This window comes from Tritonibacter sp. SIMBA_163 (genome assembly GCF_046535935.1).
Taxonomy (GTDB): domain Bacteria; phylum Pseudomonadota; class Alphaproteobacteria; order Rhodobacterales; family Rhodobacteraceae; genus Epibacterium; species Epibacterium scottomollicae.
On the sequence record NZ_JAWJBP010000010.1, the window covers coordinates 17172 to 31973 of the forward strand.

The 14802-nt window shown below is 62.5% G+C and carries 12 protein-coding genes; 5 read left to right on the plus strand and 7 right to left on the minus strand.

Features of this window, described 5'->3' with window-relative positions:
- Window position 1 precedes the first annotated feature (1 nt).
- Entirely contained in the window at window positions 2-895 is an 894-nt protein-coding gene (locus R0J92_RS14590) for a rhodanese-related sulfurtransferase (protein WP_411052169.1), read from the minus strand.
- A gap of 215 nt (window positions 896-1110) precedes the next feature.
- Between R0J92_RS14590 and pncA the strand changes: the two genes are divergently transcribed.
- From pncA to pncB, 3 genes are all read left to right on the plus strand, one after another.
- The gene (pncA, locus tag R0J92_RS14595) at window positions 1111-1704 is read left to right on the plus strand and encodes a bifunctional nicotinamidase/pyrazinamidase (protein WP_411052237.1); all 594 of its coding nucleotides are present in this window, start codon (window positions 1111-1113) and stop codon (window positions 1702-1704) included.
- An 86-nt stretch (window positions 1705-1790) separates the two neighbouring features.
- On the plus strand, window positions 1791-4061 hold the full coding sequence (locus R0J92_RS14600; RefSeq protein ID WP_411052170.1) for an ATP-binding protein: 2271 nt from the start codon (window positions 1791-1793) through the stop codon (window positions 4059-4061).
- A 63-nt stretch (window positions 4062-4124) separates the two neighbouring features.
- A complete protein-coding gene (pncB, locus tag R0J92_RS14605) occupies window positions 4125-5414 on the plus strand; it encodes a nicotinate phosphoribosyltransferase (RefSeq protein ID WP_411052171.1) in 1290 nt (429 codons plus the stop codon).
- Window positions 5415-5495: 81 nt separating this feature from the next.
- Here pncB and R0J92_RS14610 read toward each other — a convergent pair whose 3' ends face one another.
- From R0J92_RS14610 to R0J92_RS14630, 5 genes are all read right to left on the minus strand, one after another.
- Window positions 5496-6953, minus strand: coding sequence for an aldehyde dehydrogenase family protein (locus tag R0J92_RS14610; RefSeq protein ID WP_411052172.1), 1458 nt, complete (start codon window positions 6951-6953; stop codon window positions 5496-5498).
- Complete coding sequence (locus R0J92_RS14615; protein WP_106164388.1) at window positions 6946-7419, minus strand: GNAT family N-acetyltransferase; 474 nt, start codon at window positions 7417-7419, stop codon at window positions 6946-6948. The genes R0J92_RS14610 and R0J92_RS14615 overlap by 8 nt, the downstream gene beginning before the upstream one ends.
- A complete protein-coding gene (locus R0J92_RS14620) occupies window positions 7416-9026 on the minus strand; it encodes an ABC transporter ATP-binding protein (RefSeq protein WP_411052173.1) in 1611 nt (536 codons plus the stop codon). The genes R0J92_RS14615 and R0J92_RS14620 overlap by 4 nt, the downstream gene beginning before the upstream one ends.
- The gene (locus tag R0J92_RS14625) at window positions 9023-9838 is read right to left on the minus strand and encodes an ABC transporter permease (protein ID WP_411052174.1); all 816 of its coding nucleotides are present in this window, start codon (window positions 9836-9838) and stop codon (window positions 9023-9025) included. Before R0J92_RS14625 ends, R0J92_RS14620 begins: the two co-directional genes overlap by 4 nt.
- A 124-nt stretch (window positions 9839-9962) precedes the next feature.
- On the minus strand, window positions 9963-10910 hold the full coding sequence (locus tag R0J92_RS14630; RefSeq protein ID WP_411052175.1) for an ABC transporter permease: 948 nt from the start codon (window positions 10908-10910) through the stop codon (window positions 9963-9965).
- A 109-nt stretch (window positions 10911-11019) separates the two neighbouring features.
- Between R0J92_RS14630 and R0J92_RS14635 the strand changes: the two genes are divergently transcribed.
- Window positions 11020-12162 (plus strand): acetoin utilization protein AcuC, encoded by a 1143-nt coding sequence (locus R0J92_RS14635; RefSeq protein ID WP_411052176.1) that lies wholly within the window; start codon window positions 11020-11022, stop codon window positions 12160-12162.
- An 87-nt stretch (window positions 12163-12249) separates the two neighbouring features.
- Here R0J92_RS14635 and R0J92_RS14640 read toward each other — a convergent pair whose 3' ends face one another.
- Window positions 12250-13728, minus strand: a complete 1479-nt coding sequence (locus R0J92_RS14640) for an ABC transporter substrate-binding protein (RefSeq protein WP_411052177.1) — start codon at window positions 13726-13728, stop codon at window positions 12250-12252.
- Between the two features lie 240 nt (window positions 13729-13968).
- Here R0J92_RS14640 and panB point away from each other — a divergent pair, with 240 nt between their 5' ends.
- Entirely contained in the window at window positions 13969-14802 is an 834-nt protein-coding gene (gene panB, locus R0J92_RS14645) for a 3-methyl-2-oxobutanoate hydroxymethyltransferase (protein WP_411052178.1), read from the plus strand.

The following is a 14802-nucleotide window of genomic DNA, read 5'->3' on the forward strand; positions in this document are numbered from 1 at the left end:
GTCAGCTCAGCTCGCCGCGCTCGCGCGCCAGCTGGATTTGTTTCTGCCGCTCACGGAAGCGCGCTTTGTCCGCGTCGCTGGTGGTGTCGCGGCATTGGTGACAGGAGACCCCGGCCTCGAACTCCGGACGCGCCTTGTCGGCAGGCAGGATCGGACGTCGGCAGCCGTGGCATAGCTCGTGCGGGCCTTCCGCCAGCCCGTGCCCGACAGACACGCGATTGTCGAAGACAAAACACTCGCCCTGCCAGGTGCTGTTGTCCTCGGGCATTTCCTCAAGATAACGCAGGATGCCGCCCTTCAGGTGATAGACGTCCTCGACCCCCTGCGAGAGCAGGTAGTTGGTCGACTTCTCGCAGCGAATGCCGCCTGTGCAGAACATGGCAACGCGCTTGTTGTGAAAGCGGTCCTTGTTCTCTTCCCACCATTTCGGAAATTCGCGAAAACTCTCGGTTTTCGGGTCCAGAGCGCCTTCGAAGGTGCCGATGGCGACCTCGTAATCATTCCGGGTGTCGATCACCACCACATCGTCAGAGCGGATCAGGTCGTTCCATTCACCCGGTTCCACATAGTGGCCGACTGTGGCGCGCGGATCGACGTCCGGCTGGCCCATGGTGACAATCTCTTTCTTCAGCCGAACCTTCATCTTGCCAAAGGGAGCTTGCTCTGCTGTCGCTTCCTTCCACTCCAGCCCGTCACAGCCGGGCAGGGACTTGATGTGCGCAAGAACTGTGTCGATCCCGCGCCGCGGCCCTGCGATCGTTCCGTTGATCCCTTCCTTGGCCAGCAGAAGCGAGCCCTTGACGTCTTGCGCAAGACACAGGTCGAGCAGCGCCGGCTTTAGCGCGGCCGGATCGTCAAAGCGGGTGAACTGGTAGAGTGCGGCAATGGTGTACATAGAAGGGGCGGATAGAGCGAAGTGCGCAATTTTGCAAGATGAGAAAATGTCAACCATGAGCGCGGAAATAAGTAGCTGAAATATATCATTTGCTGGCGTTCGAGTCACAGGCAACCTCAGGGTGAAACACCTTGTGGTTGATTGCGCTTGCAGGCTGTTTGGCGCAGTCTTCTGATCAGACAGAGCCAACGATATGAACGATATTGGAGACGATGATGACCGAAGCGCTGATCGTAATCGATGTGCAGAATGATTTCTGCCCCGGCGGAGCGCTGGCCGTGCCGGATGGAGATCAGGTGGTCGCACCCATCAATGCCATGATGCAGCAGTTCGGTACGGTGATTCTGACTCAGGACTGGCATCCATCGGGGCATTCTTCCTTTGCCAGCTCGCATCCCGGACACGGGCCGTTCGATACGACAGAGATGCCCTATGGCCAACAGGTGTTATGGCCGGATCACTGTGTGCAGGGCAGTTCGGGCGCGGCGTTTCACTCCGATTTGCGAACCGATGGCGACCTGATCATTCGCAAGGGGTTTCGTCCCGATGTTGATAGCTACTCTGCGTTTTTTGAGAACGATCAGACCACTCCAACCGGGCTCGAAGGATATTTGCGCAGCCGCGGGATCACGGATCTGACGATGGTCGGTTTGGCCACGGATTTCTGTGTCGCCTTTTCCGCGCTGGATGCCCGTCGTCTCAATTTCTCCGTCAGGGTTGTGCTCGACGCCTGCCGGGCGATCGACCTTGACGGATCTCTGAGCACCCAAATGGAGAATATGCGTCAGCGGGGCGTGAAATTTGCCTGAGCAAGTCGGTCATTTGTTAATCTCAGTGCTGTAAGAAGATGTCTGAGCCTGCCGACAGAGAGCAGGCGCAACCGAGTACACGTGACATGGAGCAGACCAAACCTGCATCAGACGGCCCACTGTCGTTACACAATGCTCAGTTCAGCCCCAAGGGGCTATTGTCGCGCTATGCAGTCATTCGCAGCAGGCTTTTCTTTGGCCGCCTTTCGGTTGCCGTTGGGGCGACTCTTGTTCTGTCGCTGATTTTCAGCACCTTCTGGCCCTTGCTTGTTTTTGCAATCTACCTGACCGCTGATCTGGCAGAGACCGCATATCTGCGCAACTTGCCCAAGCGTCTGAATGCAGGGCTGCCGCTCGTTCGGGCACATCTGGTAATCTCTGTTTATTCAGGGGTGCATGCGCTGTGTATCTGCGCCTTCGCAATCATCCCTTATTTTCGAGTGCATGTGGAGCGCAGCTCTCATGATGTGCTGGTTGAGCCCTTCTTTGCCTTGTGCATCGTACTTGGCGCCTCGCTAAGCGCTTCTCTTGATTTTCGCTATTCGCCGTGGTCGGCCACGGTGCGCTTGATCTTCCTGCTCTTGCCGCCGCTTGGGATTGCAGCGCATATCTTGCAGGTACATGAAGTCGATAGCACAAGTTTGCAGGTCATGGGCGCCGGCTTCCTGGCCTTCGCCCTGACACAAATCTGGTTTCTGGTGCTGGTTCAGAAAAGGCATCGAAATGCGCGACGCACCCTGCGATCGCAGGCACTGCAGCGGCAGGCGCTCGAAGATGCCTATATGCGCCTGTTCGACCAGAAGCAGGAAGCGCGGCGCTTGGCAATGATCGCCGAGCACGCCAATGATGGCGTCATGCTGATCGGGTGCGATGGGATCGTACGCTGGGTCAACGACGGTTTCTCGCGGATGACCGGCTACTCCTTTGATGAGCTGGTGGGGTGCAATCCGGGAGCGATCCTGAACAGTGATGCGACTGACAAGGACACATTGCGGTTCATTGAGGATGGCCGCAAGGAGGCCCGTCCGTTTCGGGCAGAGCTGATCAATCGGCGCAAGGATGGCAAGAACATCTGGATCGAGACAAATCAGGTCCCTGTTTTCGATGATGCGGGTCGCGTGGAAACCTACATCGCGGTGGAGCGGGACGTGACCGCAACCAAGGAGCACGAACGCGAATTGAAAGAAGCCCGCAGGGCAGCCGAAGAGGGCGCGCGTATCAAGGAAGAGTTCCTCGCAACCATGAGCCACGAATTCCGCACGCCAATGAACGGGGTGATCGGCATGGCGCAGATGCTGCAGGCCACCGATCTGAGCGAGGACCAGAAACTCTACACCGAGACGATCCTCAGCTCCTCCCGTGCCTTGTTGTCGCTGATCAACGACGTGCTGGACCTGTCGCGCATGAACGCAGCCGGGGTGTCCCTGTTCAATGTGGAATTCGATCTACACGCCTGCGTGCGCGATACTGCGCTTCTGCTCCGTGGTCAGGCGGATGAGAAACAGCTGTCGCTCTCGATCAATATCGATCCCGATGTGCCCGCCTGGGTGTGTGGGGATGATCGCCGTTTGCGCCAGATCCTCGTCAACTTGGTGGGCAATGCCGTAAAATTCACCACCACTGGCAATGTCAAAATCCGGGTCAGCGCCGAGATGCGCGATGAGGCGCTTGCGACTGTCATTGCGGTGGAGGACACGGGGATTGGGATACCGGCAGACAAGCTGGATCATATCTTTGAGCGGTTCTCGCAGGCGGATAATGCCATTTCACGTAAATACGGCGGCACCGGGCTTGGGCTGTCGATCTCTCGGGGGCTGGCGCAGGCCATGGGCGGTGACATCAGCGTGACATCCACACCTGGCAAGGGCTCTTGTTTCAAGCTGACACTCGATCTGGAGCTGGCCTCCAATCCGACTGTACCGGTGGCAGTGTCCGAAACGGTGAGCCATCTTCCGGACCTGTCAGGGCTGGACGGGCTGCGGTTGCTGGTCGCCGAGGACAACCGGGTCAATCGTCTTTTGATCAGCAAATTCCTGGCTGATGCGCCACTCAATCTGCGTTTCGCCCGCAATGGCGCGGAGGCAGAGGAGCTGACGGTCGGTTTCAAACCACAGATCATCCTGATGGATATGTCGATGCCGGAGGTGAATGGGCTTGAAGCAACCCGCGCCATTCGCAAACTCGACATCGTGCAGCCGTTTATCGCCGCGTTGACCGCCAATGCGGACGACACCAGTCGCGAAGCCTGTTTTGAGGCCGGCATGGACACATTCCTGTGCAAACCGCTGTCGCGCCACGAGTTGCTGAACCTGTTGCTGGAATTCGCCGAAACCGCCCGCGAGACCGAAGGCGGTTGAACTGCTTGCTGAACTGGCGCAGCCTGTCCTATCAATCGGTGAACAACCGCAAGAGGTCGGCCCTTGGATATTGCAACGCGCGTCTACAATCACAAGTGGAAGATCGATCCGATCGTCCGGTCCCTGATTGATACGGATTTCTACAAGCTGCTGATGTGCCAGTCGGTGTTCCGCAACAAGCCGGACACTCAGGTCACCTTTTCGTTGATCAATCGCTCCACCTCGGTGCCTCTGGCAAAGCTGATCGATGAGGGAGAGCTGCGCGAGCAGCTGGATCACATCCGCTCGCTGTCACTGAGCCGGGGGGAAAGCACCTGGCTGCGCGGCAATACGTTCTACGGCAAGCGGCAGATGTTCCGCCCCGACTTCATGGAGTGGTTCGAGGGGCTACGCCTGCCGCCCTACCACTTGGAGCGCAAGGGCGACCAATACGAGCTGACGTTTGAGGGCTCCTGGCCTGAGGTGATGCTGTGGGAGATACCGGCATTGGCGGTGCTGATGGAGCTGCGCTCGCGCGCGGTGCTGGATCAGATGGACCGGTTCGAACTCCAGATCCTCTATGCCCGCGCCATGACCCGTGTCTGGGAGAAGATCGAGACGCTGCGCGGCATCGACGGGCTTGGTATTGCGGATTTCGGCACCCGTCGGCGGCATGGGTTCCTCTGGCAGGACTGGTGCGTGCAGGCGATGATGGAGGGGCTGGGGTCATCCTTCACCGGCACCTCGAACTGTTTCATTGCCATGCGGCGCGAGGTGGAAGCGATCGGCACCAATGCCCATGAGCTGCCGATGGTCTATTCGGCGCTGGCCGAGGATGACGCCGCCCTGGCGCGTGCGCCCTATGATGTGATGTCGGACTGGCATGAGGAGCACGACGGCAACCTGCGCATCATCCTGCCGGATACCTACGGCACCCAAGGGTTCCTCGACAATGCGCCGGACTGGCTCGCGGGCTGGACCGGCATTCGCGTCGACAGCGGCGATCCGGCGGCGGCGGCGGAGATCGCCATCCGCTGGTGGCAGGAGCGCGGCGAGGACCCGCGTGAAAAGCGGGTAATCTTCTCCGACGGGCTCGACGTGGACAAGATCGCCGAGCTGCACCAGCAGTTCTCAGGCCGGGTGAAGGCGTCGTTCGGCTGGGGCACACTGCTGACCAATGACTTCCGCGGGTTGGTACCCGATGAGGGGCTTGCGCCATTCTCGCTGGTCTGCAAGGCGGTCTCGGCCAACGGACGTCCCACGGTGAAACTGTCGGATAACCCGGAGAAAGCGATGGGACCGGCGGAGGAGATTGCGCGCTACAAGCGGGTCTTTGGTGTTGGGGCGCAGGAGAGCATGGACGTGATTGTCTGATCGCCTGTGGTGACAGGGGGGCGCTGCCCCCTCGGGCCATTGGGCCCTCACCCCCGAGGTATTTCTGAAAAGATGAAATGATCAGCCGTGGTGGGCGGCCACGGTTTTCAATTGTGAAAAGCCATAGAGCGCCTCGAAGCCCTTCTCGCGGCCATGGCCGGATTTGCCGATGCCACCGAAGGGAAGCTCGACCCCGCCGCCGGCACCATAGGTGTTGAGGAAGACTTGTCCCGCTTTCAGCCGCTTGGCCAGCCGGAGTTGCCGGGCTCCGTCGCGGGTCCAGAGGGCGGCAACAAGGCCGTAGTCGGTGCTGTTGGCGATCCTGACCGCCTCGGCCTCGGTCTCGAACGGGATCAATACCTGCACCGGGCCGAAGATCTCCTGCTGCGCCAGTGGATGATCGGCGGGCACATCGGCAAACAGGGTGGGGCGCACATAGGCGCCTGCTTCTGGCGCGTTGTCGCTGATCCGGCCCTGACCCGCGATTTCGAGACCCGCGCCTTTGGCCAGGAAGCCTTCGACAATCTCTTTCTGGCGGGTTGAGATCAGCGGACCAAGCCGCAAGTCCTCTGCCGCCGGGCCGACGGTGAGATCGGCATAGGCCGCAGCCATGCGCGCCTTGACCGCCTCGTAGACCGGGCGTTCGACCAGGATGCGCGAGGCGGCAGAGCAGGTCTGGCCGCCGTTCTGGATGCCGGCGTTGACGAGAAAGGGCAGGGCCGCGTCGAGATCGGCGTCGGCAAAGACGATCTGCGGGGATTTGCCGCCCAGCTCCAGCGTCACCGGCACCACGTTTTTCGCCGCTGCGGCCTGCACCAGCGCGCCGGTGGCGACCGAGCCGGTGAAGGAGATATGCTGCACGCCTCCATGGCCCGAGAGCGCCGCTCCGGCCTCCGCCCCCAGCCCCGGCACCACGTTCAACGCCCCTGCGGGCAGGCCCGCCTCCGCTGCCAGATGGGCAAAGGCCAGCGCGGTTAGGCAGGCCTCTTCGGCGGGTTTCAGCACGCAGGAATTGCCCATCGCCAGCGCCGCGCCAACAGAGCGTCCGATGATCTGCATCGGGTAGTTCCAAGGCACGATATGGCCGGTGACGCCAAAGGGTTCGCGCAGAGTGAAGACGGTGAAACCGTTCATATAGGGGATGGTGTCGCCGGTGATTTTGTCCGCCGCGCCACCGTAGAATTCGCAGTAGCGCGCCAGCGCCACCGCATCGGCGCGCGCCTGGGTGGGCGGCTTGCCGACGTCCATCACCTCCAGCGCTGCAAGCCTGTCCACGTTCTGGGATATCACCTGGCCGAGGCGGGTCAGGATACGGCCACGCTCGGTGGCGCTCATCTCGCCCCATGCACCCTCTTGCGCGGCCTGCGCTGCGGCAACGGCGGCGTCGATATCGGCAGACTGACCGCGTGCTATCTGGCAGATTTCGCTACCATCGGAGGGGTTTGTCAACGGCAGGGTGGCGCCATCCTGTGCGGGGCGCCACTGCCCGGCGATGAAGCACAGGTGCGGGTCGAACCAGAGGGGAGAGGTGTCAGCCATGATGCGGTCCTTGGATTTCAAAGGTGAAGCTCTTGACCTGATGGTCGGTAAAGGGCGCGCCCTCCTGCAGGGCCCTGACATTGGGCAGCAGACTGAGGCGGGTGCCCCAGAACGCCGCGGCCGCCGGTGAATGTCGGGAGATGCCCATACGCCAGAAGCCGGGAAATTCATTGAGGATAAGCGCTGCCGCCTGCATGCCCAGCCCCCGGCGACGGTGTTGCGGCAGGATCATGAATTCGGACAATTCACGCCGGTCATCGGGCAGGTTCAGCACGATGGCAAAGCCGACCCGACGGGCCGCGTCGTGGATCCAGAAGGTGGTGACATCCCTGCGATTGAGCAGCTGGCCCGCGCGCTCGGTCGGGTCGATGCGGGCCTGCGGGGCCACCTCGGCAAAATAGGGCGCCAGCAGGCTGGCAAGCCGTCCCCGCTCTCGCGGCAGGATCAGCGAGAGCGTGACGCTCATGCCGGGGTCTCAAGCGGTTCGGTCGGCGTGATATCCGGCAGCACGGGGGCGGCGGCCAGCAGTGTCTGGGTGTAGGCGTGTCTGGGCGCGGTAAAGACATCTTCCACCGGGCCTTGTTCGACGATTTCACCCTTTTGCATGACCAGCACCCGGTCGCAGACCTCGCGCACCACGCTCAGGTCGTGGCTGATAAAGAGATAGGTCAGCCCATAGGCGTCGCAGAGGTCGGCAATCAGATCGAGGATGCGGGCACGGACCGAGACATCCAGCGCCGAGACCGCCTCATCAAAGAGGATCAGTTCAGGCCGAGTGATGAGCGCCCGGGCGATGGCGATACGCTGGCGTTGACCGCCGGAGAACTGATGTGGGTATTTCTGCGCGTCGGCAGCGGACAGGCCCACGTCCTCCAGCACCTGCGCCACCAGATCCTGCCGGGCGCGGCCCATGGGGGCATCCGGCGACAGGTGAAAGGGTTCGGTCACCAGCCGTTCGACCCGGTGGCGGGGGTTGAAGCTGCCGTAGGGGTCCTGAAACACCACCTGCATCGCCTGCCGTTCGGCCGGGCTGCGCCGCGCCGCGAGCGATTTTCCGTTCAGCAGCAGCTCCCCGGCCTGCAGCTCTTCGAGGCCCAGTAGGGCCCGGGTCAGGGTGGATTTGCCGCAGCCCGACTCGCCCACCAGCCCAAGACGCTCGCCCTTGTGGAGCGTGAAGCTGACGTTGTTCACCGCGCGGAACCGCCCCGGTTTGCCAAGCCAGCCTTTGCGCGGCGTGGTATAATCCCGCACGGCTTCGCGGACCTCCAGCAAGGGGGCGGGAGCCGCTGGTGCGGCGGGCAGGGTGACCGCATGGCGCGACGCCTCGAACAGCATCCGCGTGTAGGGATGGCGCTGGTGGGTCAGGACGCTCATGGTCGGGCCACGCTCCACCACCTCGCCCTTGCGCATCACCACGATGCGGTCGGCAAGCCCTGCCACGACCGCGAGGTCATGGGTGATGATCATCAGCCCCATGCCATATTCGCGCACCAGATCGCGCAGCAGGTCGAGGATCTGCGCCTGCGTGGTGACATCCAGCGCGGTGGTCGGTTCATCCGCAATCAGCAGTTTCGGACGCAGCGCGATGGCCATGGCGATCACCACCCGCTGGCGTTGCCCGCCTGACAGTTCATGCGGGTAGCGGTCCAGCGGAAACCGCTCAGGTGGCAGGCCGACGCGGGTGAGGACGCGGGCGGCCTCTGCCTGCGCATCGGCGGTGGAGGTTTCGGTGTGGATCAGGATGGTTTCCATCACCTGCGCGCCGATGGTCATCACCGGGTTCAGCGCCGTCATCGGTTCCTGAAACACCATGCCGATGTCACGCCCCCGACGCTGGCACATCTCGTCTTCACTGAGGGCGCTGAGGTCTTCGTCCTCCAGATAGACCGCGCCACGGGTCGCCGCCGCTTGCGGCAGCAGGCGCATGACGGCCAATGCGGTCATCGACTTGCCGGAGCCACTTTCGCCGGTGACCGCAAGGATCTCGCCGGCGGCGATCGACAGGGTCACATCGCGCAGGATCGGCAGCGCCCCGATCGACAGCGTGAGGCCGGAGATGTCCAGTAGGCTCATGCGCGGCCCTCCATCAGGCGCGGATCAAACCGGTCGCGCAGCCCGTCGCCAAGGAGGTTCAGCCCCACCACGGTGAGGATGATCGCCAGCCCCGGCACGATGGCCAGATGCGGCGCCAGGCTCACGAGGGTCTGCGCCTCGGCCAGCATGCGGCCCCAACTGGGGGTCGGGGGTTGGGCGCCAAGACCCACGTAGGACAGACCGGCCTCGGCCAGAATGCCCAGCGAGAACTGGATGGTGCCCTGCACGATCAGCAGATTGGCGATATTGGGCAGGATATGCTCGGCCGAGATGCGGGCGCGGGATTTGCCCGCCACACGCGCGGTCAGAATGAATTCTCGCGACCAGAGGCTGAGGCTGCCGCCCCGAGCGACGCGGGCAAAGACCGGGATGTTGAAGATGCCGATGGCGATGATGGCATTGGTGGCGCTGGGGCCAAAAACGGCGGTGATCAGGATCGCGATTACCAGCGAGGGGAAGGCAAAGACCAGATCATTGCCGCGCATGATGACCTCATCCAGCCACGATCCGCGGGTGGCGGCGGCAGCAAGGCCCAGGGGAACGCCCAGCCCGACGCCGATGCCGACGGCCAGCAGTGCTACCGCCAGTGAGGTGCGCGCACCGACCATCACCATCGACAGGATATCGCGGCCAAAATGATCGGTGCCCAGCCAGTGCGTGGCGTTGGGCGTCTGGAGCTTGTCGGGGATGTTCATCACCGCATGATCAAACGGTGTCCACACAAAGGAGGCTATGGCCAGAAGCAGCATGATCCCCGAGAGAAGACCGCCAAGAAACAGGCTTCGGTTCATGACGCCCTCGCGTGCAAGATATGAGGACTGCGCTCGACCCTGGGTGGGTGCGAAGCGCCCTCCCGTGGGGAGGGTCGGGCGCGGTCCGGCAAGGCCGGACACTTAATTTCAGAGTTGATGTCTGTCATGCCGCCCTCCGAAGTCGCGGATCAACCACCGCATAGGTCAGATCGACGAGGAAATTCACCAGGATCACAGCAAAGACCAGCAGCATCACCACGCTTTCCACCACGATCAGATCGCGCGCGGAGATCGCCTGGAACACCAGTCGACCCAGACCGGGGAGGTAGAACACCTGCTCGATGATAATCGCGCCCGCCAACAGAAACGAAAACTGCAGCCCGATGATGGTCAGCACCGGGATCAGCGCATTGCGCACCCCGTGACGGCGGATCGCCTGCCGCTGGCTCAGCCCCTTGGCGCGAGCGGAGCGCATGAAGTCCTCGCCTAGCACTTCCAGCAGCGCTGAACGCATGACACGGGCGAGGATCGCCGCCTGCGGCAGGGCTAGCGCCACCGCCGGCAGGGTCAGCGCGTGCAGCCCGGCCCAGAGCCCCTTGTCCCAGCCGATAAATCCCCCGGCGGAGAACCAGCGCAGATTGATGGCAAACACCAGCACCAGCAGCATCGCGAACCAGAAGTTCGGCACCGCCACGCCCAGCTGCGTCGCGCCCATCACGGCCATGTCGCCCGCCTTGCCCCGGCGCGCGGCGGCATAGATCCCGGCGGGCAGGGCGATCAGCGTCGATAGCGTCAGCGCATAAAGTGCCAGCGGCAGGGACACCCAGAGGCGCTCGCCCACCATCTCTGCCACCGGGGTGCGGTAGGTGTAGGAGGTGCCGAAATCTCCGGTCAGCATGCCGCCGACCCAGGTCAAGTAGCGGCTGACCTTGCCTTGATCGAGGCCCAGTTCACTGCGCAGGGCGGCCACCGTATCCTCCTGCGCGCCCGTGCCGAGCATGAAGGAGGCGGGATCGCCCGGTGCCACCTCGATCACGGCAAAGATAACCATCGAGGCGACGGCAAGGCTCAGGATCAGCGACATCAGTCGTTTGAGGAGATAGTGCAGCATTGACGGTACGTTAGGCGCGCGCAGGTCATGCGTCCAGAGGCATGATTACAAAACTGCTTTGCGTGTCGCAGCGCTTGCCAATTCGGCGCGGTTCGCTAGCTATTGTGAGATGCTGCCACGCCCTCTTTTCATCGGTCATGAGATTTATCGCGGGTCGTCCTATGGCCGCTCGCATCCGCTGCGGGTGCCGCGTGTGTCGACCGTGATGGACGTGTCACGAGCGATGGGGTGGCTGCCGCAAGAGGCATTCGTGACATCGCCTCGGGCCAAGCCAGCCGCGTTGCACGCCTTTCACACGCCTGAGTATGTGGCGGCCCTTCAAGCGGCAGAGGCCGCGCAGGAGGCCAGCGCCGATGTGCGAGCGCGCCACCACATTGGCACCGTGTCGAACCCGGTCTTCCCGGAGATCTTTCGCCGCCCGGCTACGGCGGCGGGCGGGTCGATCCTGGCCGGAGAATTGCTTGCCCGGGGTGGGGTGGTCTACAATCCGGCGGGCGGCACTCATCACGGCATGCCGGATCGGGCCAACGGGTTTTGCTATCTGAACGATCCGGTGCTCGCGATGTTGTCGCTGCGCCATCATGGTGCTCCGCGGATCGCCTATGTGGATATTGACGCGCATCACTGCGACGGGGTCGAGGCCGCCTTTCCAGGCGATCGCGACGTGCTGATGATCTCGGTGCATGAGGAGAACCTCTGGCCGAAGACCGGGCTGCTGCAGGACGACGCGGGCGGCTCGGCTCTGAACCTGCCAGTGCCGCGGGGGCTGAACGACAGCGAGATGGCATATATCCGTGATGCGCTGGTCGTGCCTGCGGTGGCGGATTTCGCGCCGGATGCGGTGGTCCTGCAATGCGGGGCAGATGCGGTGACCGAGGATCCGCTGGCGCATCTCGACCTGTCAAACACTGCCCATTGGGCAGTGGTGTCGGCGCTGAATGGCTTGGCGCCGCGTTACTTGGTTCTCGGCGGCGGCGGGTATAACCCGTGGTCGGTGGGGCGGTTATGGACCGGGGTCTGGGCCACATTGCTGGGGGCGGAGATCCCTGACCATCTGCCCCCAGAGGCTGAGGCGCTTCTGCGCGCGCTGGAGTTCAAGGGCCACCGCCTTGGTCGCAACCCGCCGGAGCATTGGTTCAGCACATTGCGCGATGCGCCACGCAACGGGCCAATACGACAGGACATCGCGGATCGTGTCGCGCACTTGAGGCAACGATGGCAAGCCGCCGGTCAAAGGGTGCGGCGCGCCTAGTGGCAGACCGCTATGTCTTGGTTGAGGACGCCGGGCCAGGTGACCCGACGCCCCTAAAGACGGCGCAAAAACTGCAGCGGTCCGGCCTTATTCCGCCCAGCTCAGCGCGCCGATCTCGATGGCTGCGGTGGGTGCGTTGGCCCAGACTCCCTGCAAACCAGCCTTAGCGATACCAAGCTTTGCAAGCTGGAACAGATAGCCGTTGACGTAGTCGTCAGCGATGATTGTCTGCGCCTCCTGCAGCATTTCTGTCCGCTTGTCTGGATCCGTTGTGGCGTTCAAACGGTTCATCACACCCTGCAGGTCCGGATTGTCATACTGAAAGTAATAGTCCGGGCGTGTGTAAATGCCGATGTCCATTGGCTCCGTGTGGCTGACGATGGTGAGGCCGAACGTCTTGCCCTTGAACACCGTTTCCAGCCACTGCGCCCATTCGACATTGATGATCTCGGCCTTGATACCGACCTGAGCCAGCTGAGCCGCCACGATCTCGCCTCCACGGCGGGCATAGGCGGGGGGCGGCAGGTGCAGCGTGGTTTCAAACCCGTCGGACAGCCCGGCCTCGGCGAGCAATGCGCGGGCCTTTTCCGGATCAAAGTCAGACTGAGCGGTCAGGTCCACATAGGCCGGATTATGGGGGGCGAAATGGGTTCCGATCGGGGTGCCGTAGCCGAACATGGCACCGTCGATGATCGCGTTGCGGTCAATCGCATGGGCCAGGGCCTCGCGGACCTTGGGATTGTCGAATGGTGCCTGCGCATTGTTGGTGGAGAGGATCGTTTCCCCTTCGGTGGAGCCGATGATGACCTGAAACCGGGGATCCGCCTCAAACTGCACCATGTTCTCTGGCGCCGGAAAATTGTCGAACGCGTCGATATCTTCTGCCATCATGGCAGCAAACGCGGCGGTCGGATCTGAAATGAACTTGATCGTCGCGCTGGTCAGCTCGGGGATTTCACCCCAGTAATTGGGGTTGCGCACCAGCTCCACACGGTCGCCCTGAATCCACTCGTTGAAGCGATAAGGGCCCGTGCCCACAGGTGCGGTTTTCAGGGTCTCGACGCTCTCCTGTGCGACGATGACCGCATCCCCCCAGGCGAGGTTGAACAGAAGGCTACCATTCGGTTCCGACAAGGTGACCACAACGGTTTGCGGCTCTGTCGCCTTGACGTCGGCGATGGTGGAGAAGAGTGATTTCTGTGCGTTGGTGCTGTCTTCGGCACGGGCGCGGTCCAGCGAGAATTTCACGTCCTCCGCCGTCATGGCGGTGCCATCGTGGAAGGTCACGCCGTCCTGCAGCGTGAACGTATAGGTCATCCCGTCCTCGGAGATCTCCCATGACTTGGCCAGCAGCGGGACAACGGCCCCATCCGGGGTAAAGCGTGTCAAACCCTCGAAGATATTGAGATACACCACGGTGTCGATCGCCTGCGCTGCGCCGCCGGTCGGGTCCAGATGTGGGGGCTCCAGCTGCGTGGCATATGTCACTGTATCCTTGGCCCACGCCGCTCCGGCCATCAGGCCAAGCGCGGAGACCGCGGCCACAAAGGGCTTCTTCAATTTCATCGTCACAGGTCCTCCTCTGTCGACGGGCGCTGGGCGTCCGCCGGATCATTGCGCCCACGTTGCTGGGGCGATTGAACAGAGCGTCGGTCTTTTTCGCGACGTAATCAAGCTTTGCTGCGCTGCCGCACGGCTGGTATGCAGCTGTGTCAGTTGATATAGAATTTCCACTGTGCCGAAATGGTCACCTGCCCGCAGGCGGCGACCAGTCCCGCAGCGCAGGCCCAGACAGGGAGCCGAGACATGAGCGCCACCGCCCGAAAAACTGCCCTCAATGCGGCGGACATCCGCGCCATGAAGGGGCAGACCCCCATCGTGAGCCTTACCGCCTATACCACCCCGATGGCGCGACTGATGGATGAACATTGCGATTTTGTTCTGGTCGGCGACAGTGTCGGCATGGTGCTGCACGGTCTGCCGTCGACGTTGGGCGTGACGATGGACATGATGGTGATGCATGGGGCCGCCGTCGCTCGGGGACTGAGCCACGCCATGATGGTGATCGACATGCCGTTCGGCTCCTACGAGGAAAGCCCGGCGCAGGCCTTTCGCAATGCGGCCCGTCTGATGGCGGAAACCGGCGCCGCTGCGGTCAAGCTCGAAGGCGGCGTCGAGATGGCTGAAACCATCCGCGTCCTTGTCAAACGGGGCATCCCGGTGATGGCGCATATCGGACTGACGCCGCAATCTATCAACACTCTGGGTGGCTACAGGGTGCAGGGCCGCGATGAGGCGGCCAAGCCGCTGATCGCCGATGCCCGCGCGGTGGCCGATGCCGGTGCCTTTGCCGTGGTGCTGGAAAAAGTGCCGGCCACCCTGGCCGATCAGGTCACTGAAATCGTGGACATTCCCACCATTGGCATTGGCGCCTCGGTGGGGTGCGATGGCCAGGTGCTGGTTGTGGATGACATGCTGGGCTTCTTCACCGCCTTCAAACCGAAGTTCGTGAAACGCTATGCCGATCTTGGTACCCAAGCCGAGGCCGCGATTGCAGAATATGCCACCGAGGTACGGGCGCGACGCTTTCCGGAGCCGGAACACACCTTTGCCGATCAGGCCCCGGCCAAGAAGACCTGA